Source organism: Thalassospira profundimaris, from assembly GCF_003326755.1.
In the GTDB taxonomy this organism is placed as follows: Bacteria; Pseudomonadota; Alphaproteobacteria; order Rhodospirillales; family Thalassospiraceae; genus Thalassospira; species Thalassospira profundimaris_B.
The window spans coordinates 13,888-36,582 of record NZ_JPWH01000027.1 but is presented as its reverse complement, the minus strand read 5'-3'; the positions used below and the strand labels follow the sequence as shown (position 1 = coordinate 36,582).

Annotated in this window: 21 protein-coding genes and 2 tRNA genes; 11 read left to right on the top strand and 12 right to left on the bottom strand. The window is 53.8% G+C overall.

What is annotated here, in order from left to right; translation table 11 throughout:
- Positions 1–81 precede the first annotated feature (81 nt).
- The 6 genes from TH25_RS21320 to TH25_RS21300 all read left to right on the top strand — a co-directional run bounded on the left by TH25_RS21320 (position 82) and on the right by TH25_RS21300 (position 5,525).
- Entirely contained in the window at positions 82–333 is a 252-nt protein-coding gene (locus tag TH25_RS21320; RefSeq protein WP_114090311.1) for a DUF7218 family protein, read from the top strand.
- A 222-nt stretch (positions 334–555) separates the two neighbouring features.
- Positions 556–738, top strand: coding sequence for a hypothetical protein (locus TH25_RS21315; protein WP_114090286.1), 183 nt, complete (start codon positions 556–558; stop codon positions 736–738).
- A gap of 264 nt (positions 739–1,002) precedes the next feature.
- Complete coding sequence (locus tag TH25_RS25140; protein WP_181847755.1) at positions 1,003–1,167, top strand: hypothetical protein; 165 nt, start codon at positions 1,003–1,005, stop codon at positions 1,165–1,167.
- A gap of 172 nt (positions 1,168–1,339) precedes the next feature.
- Positions 1,340–2,470, top strand: a complete 1,131-nt coding sequence (locus TH25_RS21310) for an ABC transporter substrate-binding protein (RefSeq protein WP_114090310.1) — start codon at positions 1,340–1,342, stop codon at positions 2,468–2,470.
- Positions 2,471–2,487: 17 nt separating this feature from the next.
- The gene (locus tag TH25_RS21305) at positions 2,488–3,954 is read left to right on the top strand and encodes a sensor domain-containing diguanylate cyclase (protein WP_147253062.1); all 1,467 of its coding nucleotides are present in this window, start codon (positions 2,488–2,490) and stop codon (positions 3,952–3,954) included.
- A gap of 158 nt (positions 3,955–4,112) precedes the next feature.
- Entirely contained in the window at positions 4,113–5,525 is a 1,413-nt protein-coding gene (locus TH25_RS21300) for a nicotinate phosphoribosyltransferase (protein ID WP_258549260.1), read from the top strand.
- Positions 5,526–5,645: 120 nt separating this feature from the next.
- Here TH25_RS21300 and TH25_RS21295 read toward each other — a convergent pair.
- The 7 genes from TH25_RS21295 to TH25_RS21260 all read right to left on the bottom strand — a co-directional run bounded on the left by TH25_RS21295 (position 5,646) and on the right by TH25_RS21260 (position 14,416).
- Positions 5,646–5,721 (bottom strand) — tRNA-Lys (locus TH25_RS21295).
- A gap of 121 nt (positions 5,722–5,842) precedes the next feature.
- Positions 5,843–7,003 carry a rod shape-determining protein RodA gene (gene rodA, locus TH25_RS21290; protein WP_114090284.1) on the bottom strand — a complete coding sequence of 387 codons (1,161 nt, stop codon included), beginning with the start codon at positions 7,001–7,003 and terminating at the stop codon, positions 5,843–5,845.
- Positions 7,004–8,911: a penicillin-binding protein 2 gene (gene mrdA / locus TH25_RS21285; RefSeq protein WP_473243351.1), complete on the bottom strand. Its 1,908-nt coding sequence runs from the start codon at positions 8,909–8,911 to the stop codon at positions 7,004–7,006. It lies immediately after the preceding gene.
- A gap of 242 nt (positions 8,912–9,153) precedes the next feature.
- On the bottom strand, positions 9,154–9,669 hold the full coding sequence (mreD, locus tag TH25_RS21280; protein ID WP_114090282.1) for a rod shape-determining protein MreD: 516 nt from the start codon (positions 9,667–9,669) through the stop codon (positions 9,154–9,156).
- Entirely contained in the window at positions 9,666–10,682 is a 1,017-nt protein-coding gene (gene mreC / locus TH25_RS21275; protein ID WP_114090281.1) for a rod shape-determining protein MreC, read from the bottom strand. Before mreC ends, mreD begins: the two co-directional genes overlap by 4 nt.
- Before the next feature lie 120 nt (positions 10,683–10,802).
- Positions 10,803–11,843: a rod shape-determining protein gene (locus TH25_RS21270; RefSeq protein WP_073953786.1), complete on the bottom strand. Its 1,041-nt coding sequence runs from the start codon at positions 11,841–11,843 to the stop codon at positions 10,803–10,805.
- Positions 11,844–12,862: 1,019 nt separating this feature from the next.
- The gene (locus TH25_RS21260; protein WP_114090279.1) at positions 12,863–14,416 is read right to left on the bottom strand and encodes a 2-isopropylmalate synthase; all 1,554 of its coding nucleotides are present in this window, start codon (positions 14,414–14,416) and stop codon (positions 12,863–12,865) included.
- 603 nt (positions 14,417–15,019) lie between these two features.
- On the opposite strand from TH25_RS21260, the gene TH25_RS21255 reads away from it, so the two are divergent.
- Both TH25_RS21255 and TH25_RS21250 read left to right on the top strand, forming a co-directional pair.
- Entirely contained in the window at positions 15,020–15,652 is a 633-nt protein-coding gene (locus TH25_RS21255; protein WP_114090278.1) for a LysE family translocator, read from the top strand.
- Between the two features lie 291 nt (positions 15,653–15,943).
- Entirely contained in the window at positions 15,944–16,309 is a 366-nt protein-coding gene (locus TH25_RS21250; RefSeq protein WP_258549259.1) for a hypothetical protein, read from the top strand.
- Positions 16,310–16,454: 145 nt separating this feature from the next.
- Here TH25_RS21250 and TH25_RS21245 read toward each other — a convergent pair whose 3' ends face one another.
- From TH25_RS21245 to TH25_RS21230, 3 genes are all read right to left on the bottom strand, one after another.
- The gene (locus tag TH25_RS21245) at positions 16,455–17,489 is read right to left on the bottom strand and encodes a hypothetical protein (RefSeq protein ID WP_114090277.1); all 1,035 of its coding nucleotides are present in this window, start codon (positions 17,487–17,489) and stop codon (positions 16,455–16,457) included.
- A gap of 331 nt (positions 17,490–17,820) precedes the next feature.
- On the bottom strand, positions 17,821–18,849 hold the full coding sequence (locus TH25_RS21235) for a GGDEF domain-containing protein (RefSeq protein WP_114090275.1): 1,029 nt from the start codon (positions 18,847–18,849) through the stop codon (positions 17,821–17,823).
- 39 nt (positions 18,850–18,888) lie between these two features.
- Positions 18,889–19,269 carry a hypothetical protein gene (locus tag TH25_RS21230; RefSeq protein ID WP_114090274.1) on the bottom strand — a complete coding sequence of 127 codons (381 nt, stop codon included), beginning with the start codon at positions 19,267–19,269 and terminating at the stop codon, positions 18,889–18,891.
- 119 nt (positions 19,270–19,388) lie between these two features.
- On the opposite strand from TH25_RS21230, the gene TH25_RS21225 reads away from it, so the two are divergent.
- A complete protein-coding gene (locus TH25_RS21225) occupies positions 19,389–19,595 on the top strand; it encodes a cold-shock protein (protein WP_073953794.1) in 207 nt (68 codons plus the stop codon).
- Positions 19,596–19,720: 125 nt separating this feature from the next.
- The gene (locus TH25_RS21220; protein ID WP_114090273.1) at positions 19,721–20,404 is read left to right on the top strand and encodes a 5-formyltetrahydrofolate cyclo-ligase; all 684 of its coding nucleotides are present in this window, start codon (positions 19,721–19,723) and stop codon (positions 20,402–20,404) included.
- 126 nt (positions 20,405–20,530) lie between these two features.
- Here TH25_RS21220 and thpD read toward each other — a convergent pair whose 3' ends face one another.
- The gene (gene thpD, locus TH25_RS21215) at positions 20,531–21,454 is read right to left on the bottom strand and encodes an ectoine hydroxylase (RefSeq protein WP_181847753.1); all 924 of its coding nucleotides are present in this window, start codon (positions 21,452–21,454) and stop codon (positions 20,531–20,533) included.
- 254 nt (positions 21,455–21,708) lie between these two features.
- Positions 21,709–21,782 (bottom strand) — tRNA-Gln (locus TH25_RS21210).
- Between the two features lie 232 nt (positions 21,783–22,014).
- Between TH25_RS21210 and TH25_RS21205 the strand changes: the two genes are divergently transcribed.
- Positions 22,015–22,695 carry a metallophosphoesterase family protein gene (locus tag TH25_RS21205; RefSeq protein WP_114090272.1) on the top strand — a complete coding sequence of 227 codons (681 nt, stop codon included), beginning with the start codon at positions 22,015–22,017 and terminating at the stop codon, positions 22,693–22,695.

Sequence of the window (22,695 nt, the reverse complement as noted above, 5' to 3'; positions counted from 1 at the left end):
CAGGGGATATGCGCGTCTTTTATGGAACCCCTGCGTGTGCATATCGTTAAAATGGTATTGCACCAATTGACGGAGGCTGTCTTGGTTAAGGATCATGGGCCATCGATCAAGGATGACGAAACCTATCGGCGGTTGCGCGACGAGGGGGCGGGCAAGGAAAAAGCCGCCCGGATCGCCAATGCCGGTACTGCGGCCAGTAAAAAGGGCGGGAAACATCCGCCTTACGAGGAATGGACGCGGGATGATTTATATGACCAGGCCCGCAAGGTTGACATTCGCGGGCGTTCGGACATGACCAAAGCGGAACTGATCCGGGCCTTGCGCAATCACTAGGCAATGTCTGGCCGCCAAGTCCCTGTTTTACAGGCGGGAATTGGTCGAGTGCAACTGTGGCATGGCTGTCAGTCGCATTTACCTGTTGATTGATCCGGCGTGATGGGCTGGAATTTTACAGATATATGACTACGTAAATAATTCAGTCCTGTGAAACGGGGGTCACAGGCTGTTTTTTATTGTCGAGATGTGACATCCCCCATATTTGAAAGGAGCAGGAAAATGGCAAGCTATATCAACCCCAAGGGGACTTCCCCGTCGCCAAACGATGGTAAAAGAACCGGGCCGCGATATGAAAAATGGAATCGCGACGACCTTTATCACCTGGCCAAGATGCGCGGCATCGAAGAACGGGCACAAATGTCAACCGACGAGCTGATCGAGGCCCTGCGCACGCACCCGTAACGGGGGTGGATCTGATATCAGAAGCAGGTTGCGGAATTTCAAACGTTGAGCTGCTCTGATAACGAATAACGGCGATCCTGGCGAGGCAGGCAAACGGGCAAAGGGCCCTTTATTGCCTGCGGCCGGGGCTTCTGGCGGGCTTGCTTCCTTTTCCCCGGAACAAAATGTTTTTGGTAAAGCGAGACCGGATTTGCCGTTTATTGCCGGGGCCACGGATGTACCGGGTGGCCTCATTACCTGTGTGCTTTGGCGCAAGAGACCGGCATGAACGGTTTGATTATGGGGATTACGGGTGTTTTGCCATATGCCCGAATGGCGGCATTGCAGCGCATGGCGTGTCCGTTTTGCGGGCTTAAAGTAAATCATCGTCCCTATCAAAAGAAATACCGTTTAAAATATACTCCGATCGTTCTGTCGCCCTTGGGGTGATGAGATATCACGGCTGTTTTTGAATGTTTTGCGCCGGGATATAGTGAAAAAATAAGTCATACCTGTTTATCCCGGAGATTGACTTGATTATGGTCCCGCGTGCGGTTTATCAGGGTAGCTTAATTCGCCGGATATGCCGGATTTCACAGGCGGGGCAGTCAAGTTGAAAGTAATGCACGTAATTTGGTCGCTGGCGATAGGGGCATTATTGTCGTTTGGCGCTTTGCCGGCACGGGCGGATGCGCATCGATTACCGCGTGTTGCTTTTATCAATCCCGGATATGGCGACAGGGGCTTTTGGAAAGATGTCAGCGATACCATGCACGTTGCTGCCAAGCAGTTTGGCATGGAGATTGTTGAATTTGACAGTGACCGGCAGTGGCCCCTGATGGCCGAAAATGCCAGCCGTGTCTTCGCGATGGACCCGCCCCCCGATTATATTGTTGCCTCGAACGAGCATCAGCAGGGCGGGCGCATCATTTTAGAAGCCAATGCACGTAAAATTCCGATTTTTATGATTTTGAACGATTTGACCGACGCCCAGAAACGGCGTTTGGGTCGTCCCGGTACAAATTTCCCTTACTGGATCGCCACGTTAACGCCCGATAATCGCAAAGCAGGCTATGAAATTGCCCGATCCCTGGTCATGGCAGATGAAAAACGCCATCCGGGGGCCGTTAAGCGTGATATTTGTCTGCTTTCGCTGGCCGGGGACCGGAATACCCCGGCATCGCTGGCGCGGCTTGACGGGCTGGATATGGCATTGGCAGAATTTCCGCAGCTTGTGGAAAAACGCCGTCTATATGCCAACTGGTCTTATGAGGAGGGATATAATCGCACCGCTGCCTGGCTTCCGGAAGGATGCCTGGATGCTATTTGGGCGGCGAATGACGATATTGCCCGCGGGGCGATTTCGGCAATCAGGGAAGCGGGCCGGATTCCGGGAAAAGATGTTATGGTTGGGGGTCTGAACTGGTCAGCGCAGGGACTGAAACTGGTCAAGGCAGGTGAAATGACCATGACGCATGGCGGCCATTTTCTGGCCGGTGCGTGGATCATGGTGATGGTGAACGATTATCGCCACGGTATTGACCTTCAGAAAATGGGACCGGATTTTTCCTTTCCCATGCAGGCGATCACGCGCGAAAATATTGATCTGTTTGAAAAGAAACTTGGTGATCGCAATTGGGCACATATCGATTTTTCGGCCTTTTCGCTGTCAGGAAAGAACAGCGAAAATACATCCTATCATTTTGATCTCGCACATCTTCTTGGCGCGATAAAAAACGACCAGATAGAATGATAAAAGGATAGTCTTTTTTGCGACAATCATTCGGTCAATCCAGCACGAGCGAGTTGAAGAAACTCAAGCCGGGCAGTTCCATTTTCGCACGGCAATTGCGGTGCGGGCTGCTGGTTGCATCGTTTTTGGGTGTTCTGATTATTTTATATCAGGGCATTGCCGATTATCTGGCTCTGCGTGACGATTATGAGGCTGCCAATGCGCGCGTGATCAACGAGATCCGGGTGGTGGCAAGAACGGTGCTTTTTGATCAGAATGCCGACCTGGCCAGAACCGTTGCCAACAGTGCCATGTTCGAGCGATCTGTTGTGTCGGTAAAGCTGATGGATATTGACGGCAATGTTATCGCCAAACAGCATCGCGCGGGGGCGAATTTATCGTCTGATACGTTATCCGACGCGTTTTTTGGCGGTATTGTGAGCCGCAATTTGCCGATTTATTCTCCTGTAGGGGGGGCAGCCAGGGGGGATGTTGTTGGTCAGATTCAGATTTCGTTTTCGCCGCAGGTCTATGTGTCGCTGCTTTATGAGCGGATCAAGGCGTCATTGATTGGTGTTTTGATTTTTGCTGTGGCGATGACATTTTCCGCCGTCGGGGTAACATATTTTATTGTCACAAGGCCCCTGCTGGAATTGATCAACTATATGGTCAAGGTTAATCCGGCTGACGCCAGCAAGCCCCTGCCTTTGCCGCCTTCGCACCGGCATGATGACGAAATCCAGATGCTTGGCTCGTCGCTGATCGGTTTGCTGGCCCTGATCCGCAGCAAGGTGCAAAGAATTGCCAATGTGACCGACGAACTGAAATCGGCAAATCTGACGTTGGAAAGCCGTGTTGAACAGCGCACCCGCGAATTAAACAGTGCAATTGAAAAGCTTGAACTTCTGGCGGCAACCGACCCGCTAACGGGGCTTGCCAACCGCCGAACCCTGATGGGCCGGTTGAAGAATGCCGTTGCGGTCTGGAAGCGCCGCGGGACGCGTGTCGGGCTGATCATTGTTGACCTGGACCATTTCAAGATTCTGAACGATACCTATGGGCATCAGGTTGGGGATATGGTGTTGAAGTCGGTTGCCCGGGTTTTTGTCCGCGTTTTGCGCGAAACCGATCTGGTTGCCCGCCTTGGTGGCGAGGAATTTGCCGTGTTGCTTGGTGATGAAGATGAAAATGGATCGTGGCGTGTTGCAGAACGTCTGCGCGAGGAAATTTCCCGCGACAGCGTTTGTAGCGATGACGCGACAATTCATTACACGGCCAGCCTAGGCATAGCCTGCCTGCCAGTCAGGCACGATTGCACCGCCTTTGACGGGGAGGGCGTGGAAGGGGTTTTGCGCCAGGCCCGGGAAGTTGAGAACATTATCGATGCCCTGTATTCGCTGGCGGACAAAGCCCTGTATCAGGCCAAGGAAAACGGCCGAAACCGGTGCGAAGTGATGGTTCCGCCACCTGATTTTCTGCAAAAAATGGCAGACGGCACCCTCTGACGTTGTCGAATATCCTGGCTTGAAAACATCTGTTTGTCACACTTCCTGTTTACAGAGGGCGTTTGCATGCTTCAAAACGAAGAAAGTTTTGCGTTGCAATCGCGTTGTGCCGCAAAAATCCGTTTCCAGCCAGTGCGACGCGGCACAGAGGATATGTTATGATGGCAAACACCAGCTCCGGGACGGGCCTATCTGATCCGTTGCGGAATATTCTGCTTAACGTTGACAGTTACAAGGCCAGTCATCCCTATCAGTATCCGCCCAATACCACCCATATTTACAGCTATATCGAAAGCCGGGGCGGCAAATGGGACAGCGCGCTGTTTTTCGGTTTGCAGATGTTCCTCAAGGAATATCTGACCCGGCCGATTACGCAGGCGATGATCGATGAAGCGGAAAGTTTCTGGCAAGGGCATGGGGAGCCGTTTTACCGCGAGGGCTGGCAGCATATCCTGGACGCCCATGACGGTTATTTGCCGGTTAAGGTTTGTGCGGTGCCCGAAGGCAGCATCATCCCCAATCACAATGTGCTGTTAAGCATCATCAATACCGATCCCAAATGTTTCTGGCTGACATCGGCCCTGGAAACGGCATTGTTGCGGGCGGTGTGGTATCCGACCACGGTGGCAACCAATTCCTGGCAGTGCAAACAGGTGATTTTGAAATATTTGCACCAGACATCCGAAGATGTGGGGCAGATCGGTTTCAAGCTGCATGATTTTGGCGCACGGGGTGTTTCCAGCCTGGAAAGTGCTGCCATTGGCGGCGTCGCCCATTTGGTCAATTTCCTCGGTACGGATACGGTCAGCGGCGTTCTGGCGGCGCGCAAATATTATCACGAGGACATGGCCGGTTTTTCCATCCCTGCGGCCGAGCATTCTACCATGACCGCCTGGGAACGGGACCGCGAGGTCGATGCCTATCGCAATATGATCCGCCAGTTTGGCGGGGCGGGCAAGCTGGTGGCCGTGGTGTCGGACAGTTATGACCTGTATCACGCGGTTGATCATATCTGGGGCGAAGAATTGCGCCAGGAAGTGATTGATAGCGGGGCAACGATTGTGGTGCGGCCTGATTCCGGCGACCCGACGACGGTGCCTGTCGATTGTGTCATCCGCCTGGGCGAGAAATTTGGCTATAGCGTGAATGCCAAGGGCTACAAGGTGCTGGCACCCTGTGTGCGGGTTATTCAGGGCGACGGCATCAATATCAATAGTATCGGGGCGATTTTGCAAAAACTGGCCGATAAAGGCTGGGCGGCGGATAACATCGCCTTTGGCATGGGCGGTGGCCTGCTTCAGCAGCTTAATCGCGATACGCTGAAATTCGCCATGAAATGCTCTGCCGCACATATTGGCGGGCGCTGGATCGATGTTTACAAGGACCCGGTCACAGACCACGGCAAACATAGCAAACGGGGCCGTTTGGGGCTTGTGCGACGCGATGGCGCCTATCAAACCGTCCCGGAGGACGAGGCCGGAAATGACAACCTGTTGGAGCCGGTATTTTGCGATGGCAAATTGCTGCGCGACTGGTCCTTTGCCGATATTCGTGCGCGTGCGGAGGGGTGAAATAGGCCCAACAGGGATTTGCATTTTATAAGGGCAGGCTGAGGCTTGCCCTTTTTGCTTTTGAATGACAGTGGAAAAAACAAAACCCCGGAAAACCGCGAAGGTTTTCAGGGGTTTGATTGGTGGGCGCACGGGGACTCGAACCCAGGACCCGCTGATTAAGAGTCAGCTGCTCTACCAACTGAGCTATGCGCCCATCGTAAGATGGTAACACGTGACCGTTTGGTGTGTCGATCAAGTGCGGAGCGGGTTATAGCCTTCTGGCACCTTGCTTGTCCAGACCAATTTTGACCCGCTGCCGATTTTTTGCATTTTTGTTAATGGCGTCCGTCATCATTGCCCTGGCGTGAAATGCGGACATCGCGGTGGATGCTGATACTCATGAGCAGGCCAAAGCTGACCAGGATGGTCATCATCACCGTGCCGCCATAGGACACCAGCGGCAGCGGAACCCCCACCACCGGAATAAGCCCCATCACCATTGCGATATTGATGAAGACATAAAGAAAGAAAGTGGTGGTAATGCCAATGGCAACCAGACGGCCAAACTGGTTCGCACAGCGCAGCGCGATGACATAGCCGTAAACAATAACCAGGGTATAAAGCAGCAAAAGGGCAATGCCGCCCACCAGGCCAAATTCCTCGCCCAGCATGGTAAAGATAAAGTCGGTCTGTTTTTCGGGCAGAAAGTTGAGGTGGCTTTGCGACCCCAGCATAAAGCCCTTGCCAAACAGCCCGCCAGAGCCCAGGGCGATTTTCGACTGGGTAATATGATAGCCCGCGCCGAGCGGATCATTTTCCGGATTGAGGAAGGTAAGAACCCGGTTTTTCTGATAGTCGCGCAGAAATTGCCAGCCAATGGGAATGGCGGCCAGCGCCCCGCCCAGAATAACGCCAAATTTCCACATGCGCACACCCGCCAGCCAGAAAATCACGCCGCCCCCGGCAATCAGCAACAGGGCGGTGCCAAGGTCCGGCTGGCGCAACACCAGGGCAGCAGGGGCCAGCACCATTAATAGCGGTGGAATAAGCAGGGGAATGCGCCCGGTTTCCTCGATCGTCAGGCCATGAAAATAGCGCGCCAGCGCCAGCACCAGCGAGATTTTCATCAGTTCGGAGGGTTGAAGCTGGAAGAAACCCAGATTGATCCAGCGTTGTGCCCCCATGCCAATGTCGCCCTTGATTTCAACGGCGACCAGCAGGATCAGGGAAACGACATAGGCGGCATAAGACATTTTAAGCCAGATGCGCACATCGGTCAGGGCGATCAGGATCATAAAGACCAGCCCGGCAACAAAGCGCATCATTTGTCGTTCCGCCCAGGGCTGGAGAGAGCCATTGGCCGCCGAATAAAGCATGGCAAAGCCGATGCAGGACAGAATGGTCAGCAAAAGCACCAGCGTCCAGTTCAGTAACAACAGACGGCGCCCCAGTGGCACATAATCGGGGTCCTGGCCAATGCGATAGCGCGATGCCATTTAGCTTTCCTGTTTTTTGCTGGAGGTTCGCAAAATTTGTGAGGCCGACTGGATATTTACAGCCGAAACACCTGGCCTGCTTGATTTGAGTTCCTGCGCACGGGTGAGAAGGTCGCGCGCAATCGGGGCGGCAACGCCGGAACCCGACCCGCCATGTTCAACAACCACAGCGCAGGCATAACGCGGGTTTTCAACCGGGGCAAAGGCGATAAACAGGGCATGGTCACGGTATTTCCACGGCAATTCTTCATTTTTAAGAACGCCGGTCTGGCGTTCGTGCATGGAAATGCGGCGCACCTGGCTGGTGCCGGTTTTACCCGCCATTTCCAGCCCCTTGATTTTGATGCGCGAGCGATAGGCCGTGCCGCGCAATTCGTTGGTGACACCATTCATGCCATCGCGAACGTAATTAAGGTGCTGGCGCGGAATGCCCAGATCGGGAAATTCGGTGTCGCTGCGCGCGGTAATGTCATCCGGCGCGACATGATCGCGGGTCAGATGCGGGGTTACGGCCCGGCCCGAAGCCAGACGGGCGGTCATGGTTGCCAGTTGCAGCGGTGTGGCCAGGACATAACCCTGACCGATGGAGCAGATCAGGGTTTCACCGCCCTGCCAGCGTTTGCCAAGCTGGGTTTCTTTCCATTCCCGTGTCGGCATCAGCCCGCCCCGTTCAGAGGGCAGGTCAATGCCGGTCGGGTCGCCAAGGCCCATGCGCTTTGCCATTGCGGCAATTTTGTCGATGCCCAGTTTCTGTGACACTTCGTAGTAATAGACGTCGCAGGAATGTTTCAGGGAATCGTGCAGATTGACCCAGCCATGCCCGCCGCGTTTCCAGCAGTGAAAGCGTGCATTGCCCAGATCAAGATGGCCCGGACAGAAAAACCGCTGTTCGGGGGTGATGACACCGGCCTCAAGGGCCGCCAGGGCGACACAGGTTTTGAAGGTGGAGCCGGGCGCATAGGTGCCATTCACCGCCTTGTTCGATAGCGGTGCATATTCGTTATTGATCAGGCTGTCCCACAGCTTGTGGGAAATGCCATTGGTAAAGCTGTTGGGGTCGTATGTGGGGTGAGATGACATGGCAAGCACGTCGCCATTATAGACATCCATCACCACAGCAGCCGCACTTTCATATTCCGAAAGGCGCTGATTGGCATAGCGCTGCAATTCGATATCGAGTGTCAGAACAACGGTTTCGCCGCTTTCGCCTTCCTCGCGGTCAAGCTCGCGAATGACACGGCCCAGTGCATTGACCTCCACCTGGCTGGTGCCCGCCCGGCCACGCAGGGACATGTCATAGGTTTTTTCAATGCCGCTTTTGCCAATGCGAAAACCGGGCAGTTCGAGCAGCGGGTCGCCGGTCAAATCCTTTTCGGCCACGGCGGCAACATAGCCCAGCGTATGGGCCAGATGCGGGCCTTCGGGGTAATCGCGGGACCGACCGGCATCAATGATGATGCCTGGCAGGTCGGGGGCGTTTACGCCAACACGGGCGACTTCATCCCAGGTCAGGTTATCGCGCACGGTTACGGGCACAAAAGACCGGCGGCGCTTTACATCTTCCTCAACGCGATCAATTGTTTCCGGTGCAATTTCAATGACCTGGGATAGGATTGTCAGTGTCTTGCGCACATCCGGGCTTTGTTCGCGCACAATCAGGATATGATAATTCTGCCGGTTAATGGCCAGCGGTGCCCCGAAGCGGTCGGTAACAATGCCGCGCGGCGGGGGCAGCAGGCGGTGCGAAATGCGGTTGTCATCGGCCAAGGTGGCGTAACGGTCCCGTTCCATGACTTGAAGATAATACATGCGCGCGGCAAGGCCGGTCAGCAATACGCCCTGTCCCGCGCCCAGCATAATGGCGCGGCGGGTAAACATGCGGTATCTGTCTGAATCTCGGTGCCACATTGGTAGGTCGGTATCCGTGTTCGGCTGCCATGCGCAAATCATGGCAGGCAAAGGCAATGTATTTTACCGCTGGCGGGCGGATATGAAAACCATCTTGTCGGCCCTGGGGCCGCTTTTACCGCGAAATGCGGGGCGTGCAACAGAACAGTAATGGCGGGTCACAGCCACATGATCCCGGTTGTTGAAACAGCATGAATATTGCCAAATTTGCAGTTGGCCCGAATGCTGCATCCTGCCCCTGTTTATAGATTGCGCAACAGCCCGTTCTGAATGCGCACCAAAATCCAGGCGACCAGCGGAAACATGCCTGCGGTGATCAGGTAACTAATCATCAGCGGCACAAAAGGCAACAGGGCACCACTTAAAGCCGAGCTGAATAACCATTGCAGCAAAAATGCCGGACCGGCAACAATGGCAAATCCCCACCACATTACCGTAAAGGCCTTGTTATGAAAGAACCGCCCCTGATTGGCGCTGGCCGCCTGTACCAGAAGAAAAACCAGGGAACTGACCCCAAGCGGCAACCCGGTTAACAAATCCTGGATCAGGCCCAGCATGAAGGCGGCAAAACCCGTCATCAGATCTGGCCGGTTTACGGCCCAGAAAAACACCGCCATCAGTGTCAGGGCAGGGGTGACATCTGCCAGTTTCGGAATGCTGTAGGGCAATAATCCGACCAAAAGCAGGACAAAAACGCTAAATGCCGGTACCGTCGATCTTGCGATGACGTCAAGGCGTTGCCATACGCCGGGTTTCACGGTCGGCTGCCTGCACTACCTGATGGCGGGCTGGCGGGGCCGGGCTGGTCTTCTGTGGTGCCATCTTCTGCGGGTAGCGGGGCCACCCCCACACCGGTCGCAAGGTCTATGCCATTAACGGTCTGGTTTTCCTGGTTAAGATGCGGCATGGAATGCAGGGCATCGGGGTCCTTGAGGATACCGGCCAGCCCATAATTGACAACCCGCAGATATTCCACCTGGTGGCGGCGAAACAGCGGGGCAACCCGCACCGCATTTTCCGACACCGACGAAACGATCCCCACCGGAATACCGGGCGGAAAAGCCCCGCCATGACCCGATGTCAAAACCCGGTCGCCCGGCGCGATAGAGGCATCGGCGGTCAGGAAGGTCAGGATCGGCCGGTCGGTATTATCCCCCGACAGAAAGGCACGGTCGCGGCTGTTTTCGATCATGACCGGAATGCGCGAATTGATGTCGGTAATCAGCAGAACACGCGATGCCTGATAACCGGCATCGGCAATCCGGCCAATCAGTCCCTCGTCGGACAAAACGGCCTGGCCCTTTTGCACGCCATCGCGGGTGCCGGCACTGATCATCATGCTTTGGGCAAACGCGCCGCCCATATCGGCAATGACGCGCGCACTGACTTCGTGCTGCGCGGGCGGGTTGGCAAAATGGGTCAGTTCGCGCAGCCGTTTGTTTTCATAGTTCAGGTTCCGCGCAATTTGCTGCCAGGCCAGCAATTCGCGGTTTTCTTCACGCAGACGCAGGTTTTCCTCGTAAAGATTGGCAAAACTTTCAATACGGCTGGTCACATCATCAATGCTGGCAGCCGGGCGGGCAGCCAGGCTCATGATCGGTGACACCAGATCAACGGCCGCGCCGCGGATACGTTCGATCAAAACCGTGTCGGCCTTGCCCAGCAACATCAGGGCAAAACACGAAACAATCAGCAGAATGAACGCAAACCGGTGAAGTGCCGTACGGATCGGCGAAAAAATGCGCTGTTGTGGACCACTATGTTGTGCCACGTTTTTCCCCGTATTCCCCGCGTGTCGTCGAAAAACTCTTCGTCGCGAACAATGATAATAAAAACGCCGAGTCGCGTCCAGTCAAGGATGCGGCCCGGCGTAGATTTTCCCACACAAACCTTAATAGGCGGTGTGCAACACGTTCCGCAGCATTTTCTTTTCTTCCAGGGCGCGGCCGGTACCCAGCGCGACACAGGAAAGCGGATCGTCGGCAATCGAAACCGGCAGGCCGGTTGCATGGCGCAACACGTAATCCAGGTTGCCCAGCATGGCACCACCACCGGTCAGAACAATGCCTTTATCAACGATATCGGCGGCCAGTTCCGGCGGGGTTTGTTCCAGCGCGACCTTGACGGCCTCGATGATTGCAGAAACCGGTTCGGCCAGGCTTTCGGCGATCTGGCGTTCGGAAATCAGCAGTTCCTTTGGCACGCCATTCATCAGGTCGCGACCGCGAATTTCCATTGTTGCGCCGTCGCCGTCATCAGGCGCGCAGGCGGAACCAATTTCCTTCTTGACCCGTTCGGCGGTGCTTTCACCAACCAGCAGGTTATGGGTGCGGCGGATATAGGCGATGATGGCCTCGTCCATTTTATCGCCGCCAACACGCACGGAGCGGGCATAAACAATCCCGCCCAATGACAGTACGGCAACCTCGGTGGTGCCGCCGCCAATATCAACAACCATGGAGCCGGTCGGTTCGGTCACGGGCAGGCCGGCACCAATGGCAGCGGCCATCGGTTCGTCAATCAGCCAGACTTTGCGGGCACCGGCACTTTCGGCACTTTCCTGAATGGCGCGGCGTTCAACCGCCGTCGAGCCGGACGGAACACAGATAATGACTTCCGGGCTGGCAAAGTTGCGCCGGTTATGCACCTTGCGAATGAAATGCTTGATCATTTCTTCGGCAATGTGGAATTCGGCGATAACACCATCGCGCAACGGGCGGATCGCCTGAATATATCCAGGGGTACGGCCCAACATCAGCTTGGCTTCTTCACCAACCGCGAGAACCTGTTTTTTGCCTTTCTCGTCGGTGATTGCAACGACCGATGGTTCGTTAAGGACAATACCGCGTCCTTTTACGTAAACCAACGTGTTGGCGGTGCCAAGATCGACCGCCATGTCGGAGGATAATATCCCAAGCAGTTTGGAAAACATTCCTGCCCTATGCCCCGGTAATAGAAAACTCTTAAACGCGAATGTATCGCTCTAGATAGCGCAGCGAGAGCGCCTATGCACGAATAAACTGCAACGGATTGCGGAATAGTTAAGGTCGCCTCTGCCTTTGCCGTGCTTAACGTGAATTTGCCCTTTTTGACCAGCAGAAAGGTGCAGATCAGATCGTCCTTAATTGTCTATTCAATTTGAAATTGTATTTTTCGAGTGCGAAAATTTGACTGCTTTGGGAAAAGTCAAAAGGACTCGGTAAACCGGTCAAAATGACGTTCCGGTGCTGATCGTCGGACTTCCGGGACACCATATTTTCGGACTTCGCCCAGTATTTCACTGTCGGGCTTCAAGCCAGAATCGCTCAAAAATAGGGGCTTTCGGACATATACACTAATTCCGGGACTGTTTGCTCATGAATGACAGTGATTTTATGGGCATTCAGCGGATTTGCATCATCCGGGGTAGGAACTGTTGGCGCATCGTGCCGGTTTTACCCTTTTTCCTTCATCGATGAGGCGGTGAATATTTTGTGTCCATTGTTATTCATTTCAACTTATGGTCGTTAATTTCGGCTGCGGTGAAAAACAGATGGAGTTTGTCTGTGAAATGCTGGCGAATGCGAAACAATGCCAACTTTGTCCCGTTTCTCACGGACTTGCGACGGATCGTATTTGTGTTTGACGCCATATTCATGTTGCCAAAAATGTAAATCGGCACAAACCCTGACCCGGTGGTATTGAGAAAATTCACGCCAATTGACAGAAAATGAGGCGGGATTTGTGAGGCGAAGGCGGTCATTTTCAGCACCCGGTGGCGCATTTCACGACAGTATGGGAAAAAATTTTCGTCAGAGTTGAATTTTGACGCCATCTTGTCGTCTCTCAAGGTGTGATCGCTTGCGACTCGTCTGTTTTGGGGGGCATTCAACAAAAAAGCGGGCGGCCTGTTTGGCCGCCCGCTGGCAAAAGCATCAGATGAAGCTGAAATATTCAGCCGGCTTCGCGTGTTTACGAGGCGATGGCATCCGGCGCGGTTTTCTGGCTTTTGAGGATCAGTTTGTTGACCGCCGTGACATAGGCCATGCAGGAGGCCACAACCGTATCGGTGCTTGAGGCATTGCCGATCACGGTACGACCATCGCCTTCCAGTTTGACGGTTACCTGTGCCTGGGCATCGGTGCCCTCGGTTACGGCGTGCACCTGATAGAGCTTCAATTGCCATTCATTGTGCGGATAAATTTCCTGAATGGCGTTAAAGGTGGCGTCAATCGGGCCGTCACCGGTGGTTTTGGCGGTTTTGCTTTCGCCATTCACCGTCAGTTCCAGTTCGGCCACCTGCGGGCCCTTGGAACCGCAAACCACGCCCAGCGAGACAAACTTGATATGTTCGTTATCGCGCAGGCCATCATCGACCAGAGCGACGATATCGTCGTCGTAAACTTCTTTTTTCTTGTCTGCCAGTTCCTTGAAGCGGTCAAACGCATCCTGGACGGCATTGTCGCCCATTTCGCCAAAGCCCAGTTCCTTGAGCTTTTCCTTGAAGGCATGGCGACCGGAATGCTTGCCCATCACCAGGCTGGACTTGTTCAGGCCAATGGTTTCGGGCTTCATGATTTCATAGGTTTCGGCGTGTTTCAGATAGCCGTCCTGATGAATGCCGCTTTCATGGGCAAAGGCATTGGCACCAACAATGGCTTTGTTGGGTTGTACCACAAAGCCCGAGACGGCGGAAACCAGACGCGAGGCATTCATGATTTTAGTGGAATCCAGCCCGGTGGAATAGGGCATGACATCGTTGCGGGTTTGCAGCGCCATCAGGATTTCTTCCAGTGCGGCATTCCCCGCACGTTCGCCCAAACCGTTAATGGTGCATTCAATCTGGCGGGCACCGGCCTGAACCGCGGCCAGCGAATTGGCAACCGCCAGCCCCAAATCGTTGTGGCAATGTACTGACAGGATGGCCTTGTCGATATTGGGCACACGATTGAACAGCATGGTCATGATCGCGGCATATTCGCTTGGCGTGGTGTAACCAACGGTATCGGGAATGTTGATCGTGGTGGCACCGGCTTCAATCGCGGCTTCAACGCAGCGGCACAGAAAATCGTGGTCGGTGCGCGAACCATCTTCGGCCGACCATTCCACATCATCGGTAAAGCGTCGGGCAAAGGAAACGCTTTCGCTTACTTTTTCCAGCACGCGTTCCGGCTCCATCTGCAATTTGTATTTCATATGCAGGGGGCTTGTGGAAATGAAGGTGTGAATGCGTTTCTGTTCTGCCGGAACCAGGGCTTCGCCAGCGCGTTCAATGTCGCCTTTGGTGGCACGGGCCAGCGAACAAATGGTCGGGCCTTTGATCTGTTTGGCGATCTCATTGACAGAACGGAAATCCCCGTTCGAGGCAATGGCGAAACCGGCTTCGATGACATCGACCTTCAGTTCCGCCAGCGCCTGGGCAACACGCAGTTTTTCATCGAGCGACATTGACGCGCCGGGGGATTGCTCTCCATCACGCAGGGTGGTGTCAAAAATGACGACGCGGTTGTCTTGCGAACTTGCCATGACTTCGTTTCCTGTTTTTGGTTGGGCCAGAATGCCCTGTAATCATATGAAAATAATCGGAAATTCAATGCGGGCCTGAAATGCGGCGCGGCTGGTTCCCCTGAGCTGCGAGGCGACGTTTCATACCGGTTTATCGGGTATGGTGGCCTCGGGTGGAACGCTCAGGGGCGGGTAAGTCGTAGCGACCCGCGAGCGGCACAACCTAGAAGACCCGATAGGAGAAGCGCATCAGACATAATCGCACGCCCGTTTGCCAAAATGGCAACGGCGCATGTGGCGCGATTAATATGAATGGTCTGCTCTGCGAACATCGGTCTTCTGATCAGGTGAAATCACTGTTGATTGATGCGTTAATGTCAACGTCATGAGCGATCAGGTCAAGTAATTTTTGTACTCTTCTCGCGTATTTTTTGCGCGTTTTTGCCAATGTGCCTGGGGCACACTGTGCGCACAATTGATTATGCGCCGGTTTGGGGTGGGTGCAAGCCCCTCTGGCGGGGTGTGAAAAAGTTTATATGTGCCTGGTGTGCTACCCGTTGGCGAAAGCCCCGACATGGTATATGCCGTAAGGTGCAGGCCGATTTTTTAAACTGGATGTAAAAAATGAATCTGTCGCTTTTGGCAGCCTTTGTTCCAACCGCCTTTTTTGTCTCCATCACGCCAGGCATGTGCATGACGCTCGCGCTGACAATGGGGATGACCATTGGTGTGCGCCGGACTTTCTGGATGATGGCGGGCGAGTTGGTTGGTGTGGCTATTGTTGCGTTGTCGGCCGCACTTGGCGTTGCGGCGGTAATGCTGGAATATCCGGCGGTTTTTGCCGTGTTCAAATATGTTGGCGGGGGGTATCTGGCCTATTTGGGCATTCAGATGTGGCGGTCGCGCGGGCGCATGGCCCTGTCGCTTGATGCCGCGGCCGGTATGACGGCGGGCAAACCGGCAAAGGCGGCGGCATTGGCAAGCCAGGGCTTTGTCACCGCCATTGCCAATCCCAAGGGCTGGGCCTTTATGGTGTCCTTGCTGCCGCCCTTTATTCATGTCGATCAACCCATCATGCCGCAGCTTTCCCTTCTGGTGACAATTTTGCTGATCACCGAACTGGGGTGCCTGATCCTGTACGCAACGGGTGGAAAATCGCTGCGACACTTTTTGGAAAAAAGCGGTAACGTCCGCATTCTGAACCGTATTGCCGGGACATTGATGATCGGTGTCGGGATCTGGCTGGCATCAAGTTAGGGTTTGCGACGCCAGGCCTGTCATCTGTCTTTCAGTCCTTTTTTCACAGTCCCTGTCCTGCGCGATCCTGCCGGAAAAATGCCGTGTGACCCTGTTTGTAAGGATAGGAAACGCGAAAAGGCAGGGTTTGCAACGTCTTTGGGCTATTCCCCGACCGACAAAATGGACTACAGTTGAGTGAAGGCATGTCTGCGCCGGACGTGTCGGGAGTGTCAAAGACACGGCATGGCCCTGGCGTGCGGCGTGTTTGCGGGGGATGTTGGCGGCACGGTGTGCAGATAAGAGTGACGGATGGCCCGCGATGCCCAGCGGTCCGCCCAGTATGGGGGAAAGCAACGGATGCGTGAATTACGCTGTATTATTTTTGAAAATTTTGAAGTCATCAAGGCCATTACAGGGCACCGTCGCCGTATTGGAAAGCCACTGCCAGCCGGTCAGATAGGAAAGCTTAAAATCACCACCAGCCCGGAAATCGTTGTGACGCTGGAGCTTCTCCCCGATGACGGGCATTCTCTTTTTATTCCGTCATCCGGTGCAGAGCTTGCCGCCGCCCTGATTGCCTTTTGTATCGAACAGCGGGTTCCAATGCCGGTTTCCGCCAAAAAGGCGCTGACGGTTCTTGAAGGCAATATCGCGATTAAAATCACCAAAAGTTAAAAACAAATCGCTTTTGGGATGGTTGGCCGATTGGCTGGCTATCCGGCTGGCATACACGATGTGTGACGGTGTGTTTTTCAGGCCAGGATCGTGTGTTGCGCACGGGAAAAACCCGTTTATCCAAAGGGAAATAGAGCTTTAAGTGTTACCACTGCATCATTTTACCCTTCAGGGCATTCATGCGTTCTTTTTCATCTTTGAAATTTTGCCCGGCGGCAACACCATCCTGAACCTTGGTAATCATCAACCACTGCTTGACCTTCATGAAACGCGGGGCAAGGAATTGATAGGTATCGCGGACAAGCTGGACCGTTGTCGGGCTGCGTTCGGGCGTGAGTTCCACCCAGCGGTCAAATAACGGTTCCCAGGCGCGCAGGCGGCGGAAAAGATCATCGCGTTTGGAGCGGATATACTGGCGCTGTGTCGTGAAATTGCGCAAAACCGACATGATCTCGCCGGTATTGGCATCAATTTCGTCAAAGGATGTTTCAAACTGTTTCATGGCATCGTCAATCAGACGAATGACCTGGGTGACGGTTTCCAGTACTCCTTTTTCGTGGGCATAAATACGGCGGAGTTCCTGGAGCTTGGTATTGACCATTTTGACCAGGCGGTATTTTTCGCGCAGGGTTTCGATATAGGCCAGTTCATCGGCCACCTGATGAACCAGATTGATGACTTCCTCGCGGTTTTCCCGGCCCATGCCCAGTTTATCGGCGACTTCGTCAAAGGCATCGTTGATTTTGCGTTTGGTGGCGGGGTCTTCGGCAATCTGCATCAGTTTTTCGGGGTCGGTGATCAGTTCTTCACTGCCCGACATCCAGGTCACAAGCTGCATGGTGACCCGGTTATAGGCGATTTGCTGATGGTTCGTGTCCACCTTCCACGAGGCTTCGCCAGTCAGAACTTCAAGCGGTAAATCGTCGCCCGGGCGCAGCACATTGATAAAATCCAGCGCCTTGTCGACCAGGCCGATCAATTCGCCATCGTTGGATTCTTCATCAATACCAAATTCGCGGCACACCGCACGCAAGGGCAGGGATACGGTGGAGCCTTCGCTCATTTTCAGGACAAACAGCGATTCTTGCGAGATGTCGGACTTCTGGAAATGGCATTCCTCAAACGTCCGGAATATCTTGTGCTGAAGGTCAAGTTTGCGTTCGCGTATCTGCTTGTTCATCGTGCTGGTTCCGCCCGTTAAAGGCCTGTCTTTGCAGACGCTTGTTTGATTCTTTTTGTCGGCAGGGGCCTGTTCTCTGCTGATGCCAGATTATACATAACGCCTTGCAGAACCAAAAATAACTTGTTCCCGTCACGTTTTGCAATCGCCATATTCGCCTTTTGGCAGTTTTCGGACAATCGGCAACACCGCGCCAGAAAACGGGAAACCGTGACGTTTTTTGTGAAATTCCAATAATGCTGCTGCTTTATCGCCTTGATGCCACCCTGGCAAAACATGTCACTGCATATGGGGGAGTCTCAGGCAGAACGGGACGGGCAATCAGAATGGGTCAGTCAAGGCGGATGCAGGTATTGCGTCCGGCCTGTTTGGCACGATAAAGGGCCTCATCCGCCCGGTCGATGAATTCAAGAATATTTTCACCGAGTTTCAGGCCACTAAGACCGATAGAGACAGTCAATTGCCCGAAATCCTTGCCGGTTTTTTTGTTGCGTATGCGCCGGACGGAAACATTCTGGCGTAGTTTTTCGGCCAGTTTTTCGGCGTTTTCAGGGGTGGTATCGGGCAGGATGATGGCAAATTCCTCGCCGCCATAGCGGGCAACGGTATCGGCCCCTTTGGTGGAGTTTACCAGAACGCGTGCCACTTCCTTTAGTACGCCGTCGCCCGCACGGTGGCCGTAGGTGTCGTTAAAATGTTTGAAGCGGTCAATGTCGATCATCAGCAGGGTCAGCGGATTGCCCGTTTCCATGCTGTTGGTCACAGCCTCCCGCAACGAGGCGTCAAACATTTTACGGTTGGCAATGCCGGTTAGCGTGTCGGTCAGGGCATCGCGGCGGACAAGTTCAAGCTCGTTGCGCACACGACGAACCTCGCCATGATAATGTTCCAGTGACCCCTGAAACTCCACACATCGCTGGCGGGTGTTGTTTGTGGTGGATGCAAGTTCAGATGTGACCTCGCGGACTTCATCAATGGTGATACTGTCATCATTGAACCGGGTCGCGGCATTATCAAGATGCGAGCAAAACCCCTCGGTCTCGCGCAGGACTTCATCAACCGCATCCTCAACCAGTTCAACAGCAGCCTGTAATCCGGCGACACCGGCCGTCAACTGTTTGTCAACGGCGCCAACGCCCAGATATTTGTGATACAGCCGGTAAACGGTTTCTTCGTTCAGGTCCTGTGTATTGCGCACCAAAACCCGGATGATCTGGCTGAGTTCTGAAATTTCGTCGGCAAGATAGGCATAAAAAACGTGATACACCTGCGGGGTTGGTTGCAGGTTGAGATCCGTAATCATGGCCATCGTGTTTTGGGCAATGTCACGCGGGTTGGCTATTTTGGTCGCAGCGGTCACTTGATGATTATCCGATCCGGTATCCTAAAACGGTGGTTCTTAATCCCGCAGCGTTTGCTCTGTTTGTGTTTTACGTCGGGTTTGCGCCGGGTGGTATTTTGTGTATCTCGTGTCCGGCAGCCAGACTTGTAAAATTTGTCCACATAACCTTAATGCACCCTTATTGATCTCAATGCAATTGCCTATCGCTTCCGGGGGCGGCAGTTTTATGATCAATTGGATGGTTATGGCAGGCTTTGATGACAAATTACTATACTTAAGAATGGATTTTTGATCAAAAAAGTCTGTAAGAATAGGCTTTTCTCTGTTGAGAGTGGTTTTTGAAACCGTCAAAAGAAAAGATTTCTTAATATATGATTTCATTGCGCCGCAGATATTTTTCGCGTTATTATCGAAACAATGCAGTGTTTCAGGGATCACGCTGGTTGCCTTCCGGTTGAAGGGGGATTCGGGTTTGATTGCTGGAAGATGGCAGGACTTGCACTGGTGTCCTTCCGGCGTGAAGGGCAGGCATATTAAACTTAAGGACGACTACTGATATGGCTACCGGAACGGTTAAGTGGTTCAACGCGACCAAGGGTTATGGCTTTATTACCCCGGATGAAGGCGGAAAAGATGCGTTTGTGCATATTACCGCAGTTCAGCGCGCTGGACTCCAGGGTCTTGATGAAGGCCAGAAGATTCAGTTCGAGCTGATTGAAGGTCGCAACGGCCGCATGTCGGCGGAAGATCTTGCTCTCCTCTAATATCGATTTGGATTGCAGCATTGCTGACAAACCGTTAACGCGCCGGTCGCCGGCGCGTTAGTCGTTTTTGAAGCCATTTTAAGGGCGGAGTCTTTGGTGCCCATCGTGCCGGGAAGGAAGGGATTATGAAAAAATCCGACAGCACAGGCAGCACCGTTACAGCCTGTGCCAATGTTTCCGAAGGCTGGAAAATTCCCGATATTCCGGATCTCCCGCCATCTTTGCAGGGCGATGAACAGCATGTCGCCGCTTGGCGCAAGCGGGTGCGACGGGTTCTTCTTTCCGCCCGTTCGGCGATGCCCGGCAGGATGCGGCGTGAAGCCGAAAACGAGATATGTTGCAGGCTGGACAGTGTTCTGGCCTCGGCTGTCGTGCCAGAAAAGGCATGTGTCGGCTTTTATTGGCCGATTCAGGGCGAAATTGATGTGCGGGACATGGTGGAGCGTCATATTGCACGGGGCGGAACCGGGGCCTTGCCGGTTGTCACGGCGCGTCACCAACCCATGGTTTTTCATCGCTGGGTACCCGGCTGCGAAATGACCAGCGGTTTTGCCGGAATTGATATTCCCGCAGCGCAGGAGCCGATGGTGCCCGATATTGTTCTGGCCCCGCTGGTCGGCTTTGATCGCGAGGGATACCGGCTGGGCTATGGCGGCGGTTTTTTTGATCGCACGCTGGCCGCACTTGACGTTCAGCCGGTTGTTATCGGTATCGGTTTTACCCATGCGGGCTTGGACAGCATCTTTCCCCATCCGTTTGACGTGCCTGTGAATATTCTGATTACCGAAGACGCCGTAAAGTATTTTTAAAGGTAAACGACCCAGGCCGGGATCAGGGCGGGGTTTGGCCGGAATGCTCTGGCAGCAAAAGGGACAGGTCCATATTTTGCGAGAGCCTGTCCCTGAGGGTTATGTTGCTTTTAGGGTGCTGGTTTGTCATTCAGCAGCGTGCAAATGATTTGCTGCCATATGCGGGCGTTTGCGGATCGGCTGGATATTGTCCCGTTTTGCCAGGAAGTCCGGCCGGGGATAGTGCGCGGCAAACGGGGCAACAACCCGGTTTTTCATGCTGTTATAAACGAAAAACGCATTGGAACGCGGAAACGGCGTAATATTGTTACCTGAGCCGTGCAGCGTGTTGCAATCAAAAATCAGCACGGATCCGGCAGGACCGGTGGGGGCGACAAGACCCTGCTTCTGAATGATTTCGGTCAGGTTTTGTTCGTCCGGCGTGCCGATTTTCTGCGCTTTAAGCGAGCTTTTGTAATTGTCATCCGGTGTTTCACCCACACAGGAAATGAATTTCTTGTGCGAGCCGGGGACCAGCATCAGCGGGCCGTTATAGGGCGTATTTTCCGACAGGGTAATCGACATGGAAAGTGCGCGCATGCGCGGCATGCCGTCCTCGGTGTGCCATGTTTCAAAATCCGAATGCCAGTAAAATTCCTTGCCCTTGAAGGCCGGTTTGAAATTGACGCGCGACTGGTGGATATAAACCTCGTCATTGAGAATATGCTCGGCAATCGCGGCCAGCCGCTCGTCGGCCATCAGGTCCAGATAGGTCTGGTTCTTTTCGTGAATGCGAAAGACGCTGCGTACCGCATTGCTTGAAGGTTCGCGAATAACGTCGTCCTCGGTTTCGCCGTTTTTGCGCAGGGTTTCGGCCTGCTGGCGCAGCACGGCAATTTCATCGGCGCTAAAAACATTTTCGATGAACAAAAACCCATTTTGCTCATAAAAATCCTCTTGCTCCCGGCTAAGCACCGTGCTGCTTCCCTTCCGTGACCAGATCACAGGGTCTTTGCGGTCAAAAATTTGGGGTTCCTGGTCTTTGCGAGATCGATACATATCTCCAAGCATCTCATGCTCCTTTGCTTGCGCACTCTCTGCATGCGTTGCGTTGTAAAACGTCGCCCTCACTTAACTCCGTGCTCTGCCATCTGTTCCAGATATTTTCGGGAAAGTTCAGTTATGTTGTTCCAAATCCTGAACGTGACCGCATTTTGTTTTTGACTGGCAGATGGCCTATATAGGTAACGAGCCTTTTCCGGAACGGGTACAAATGCCTGCGCGATGCCGGGTCGGCCAAAATGGAAAGGGCAGGGCGGAAAAGTTGGCTGGGGAACCTGGATTCGAACCAGGACTAACGGAGTCAGAGTCCGTGGGTCTACCGTTAACCTATTCCCCAGCAGTACCCGTATTGCAGCCATGATAGCTGCGCGGAGGGGTAGTTAACCGAGGTGGCGTTGCTTGTCAAGAGAAGCCCGATAAAAAACGTGTCTTTCGCATTGCAGGGGCAAATTCAGCCTTGGGGTTTGGTCGCGCAATGGTATGACTGTTCTTATATGTCTGTCGTGATTGTATTGTTTGTTATGCGGTCATAACCGTTTTTTTTGGAATGAAAAAGACAAGAGCCTGCAATGCCCGTGCTGTTTTATGGTGATCCCCACCGCAATTTTGCCCCCCTGTTCGAGGCTGTTGACCGTTATCAGCCCGAACATGTGGTGATTCTGGGTGATCTTGATTTGCAGCGTCCCTTTCGCGAGGAACTGGCCCCGGTGCTGGATCAGGGGGTGCAATGCTGGTGGATTTTGGGCAATCATGACTGCACCGATGCTGCACAATATGATTTTCTGTTTGCCGATTATCCCCAGGGTAATCTGGGGAACCGCGCAGTTGATATGGTATGTCGGGATGGTACTGTTACCATTGCCGGTTTGGGCGGGATTTATCGTGGCCGTGTCTGGTACCCGATTGGTCATAAAAGTGCGGTTTTCCAGACCCGCGAAGACATGATCGCAGTAACCCGCCCGCATGTGCGCTGGCGCAAGGGATTGCCGCTGCGCCAGCGGGATACGATTTTTCCCGAGGATCACGAAATTCTTTCGCAACTGACCTGTGACGTGCTGGTCAGCCACGAGGCCCCGTCCTGCCATGACTATGGCACCCTGGAAATTGACCGGCTGGGGCTAAAAATGGGCGCACGCCTGTTTGTGCACGGGCATATGCATCATAGTTATGTTGGTAAAACCGCCTATGGTACCCCGGTGCGCGGCCTGGACGGGGCGGAGGCGTTTTTGCTCTCTCCGGCGGATTTGTAA

Bases quoted from the DNA above. Each gene is read 5' to 3' on its own strand.
- TH25_RS21270 (WP_073953786.1), bottom strand. From the start codon at position 11,843: ATGTTTTCCAAACTGCTTGGGATATTATCCTCCGACATGGCGGTCGAT.
- TH25_RS21225 (WP_073953794.1), top strand. From the start codon at position 19,389: ATGGCTACCGGAACGGTTAAGTGGTTCAACGCGACCAAGGGTTATGGC.
- thpD (WP_181847753.1), bottom strand. From the start codon at position 21,454: ATGCTTGGAGATATGTATCGATCTCGCAAAGACCAGGAACCCCAAATT.
- TH25_RS21300 (WP_258549260.1), top strand. From the start codon at position 4,113: ATGATGGCAAACACCAGCTCCGGGACGGGCCTATCTGATCCGTTGCGG.
- mrdA (WP_473243351.1), bottom strand. From the start codon at position 8,911: ATGTGGCACCGAGATTCAGACAGATACCGCATGTTTACCCGCCGCGCC.
- TH25_RS21310 (WP_114090310.1), top strand. From the start codon at position 1,340: ATGCACGTAATTTGGTCGCTGGCGATAGGGGCATTATTGTCGTTTGGC.
- TH25_RS21245 (WP_114090277.1), bottom strand. From the start codon at position 17,489: ATGAACAAGCAGATACGCGAACGCAAACTTGACCTTCAGCACAAGATA.
- rodA (WP_114090284.1), bottom strand. From the start codon at position 7,003: ATGGCATCGCGCTATCGCATTGGCCAGGACCCCGATTATGTGCCACTG.
- TH25_RS21250 (WP_258549259.1), top strand. From the start codon at position 15,944: ATGGCCCGCGATGCCCAGCGGTCCGCCCAGTATGGGGGAAAGCAACGG.
- TH25_RS21255 (WP_114090278.1), top strand. From the start codon at position 15,020: ATGAATCTGTCGCTTTTGGCAGCCTTTGTTCCAACCGCCTTTTTTGTC.
- TH25_RS21260 (WP_114090279.1), bottom strand. From the start codon at position 14,416: ATGGCAAGTTCGCAAGACAACCGCGTCGTCATTTTTGACACCACCCTG.
- TH25_RS21205 (WP_114090272.1), top strand. From the start codon at position 22,015: ATGCCCGTGCTGTTTTATGGTGATCCCCACCGCAATTTTGCCCCCCTG.
- TH25_RS21315 (WP_114090286.1), top strand. From the start codon at position 556: ATGGCAAGCTATATCAACCCCAAGGGGACTTCCCCGTCGCCAAACGAT.
- TH25_RS25140 (WP_181847755.1), top strand. From the start codon at position 1,003: ATGAACGGTTTGATTATGGGGATTACGGGTGTTTTGCCATATGCCCGA.
- TH25_RS21220 (WP_114090273.1), top strand. From the start codon at position 19,721: ATGAAAAAATCCGACAGCACAGGCAGCACCGTTACAGCCTGTGCCAAT.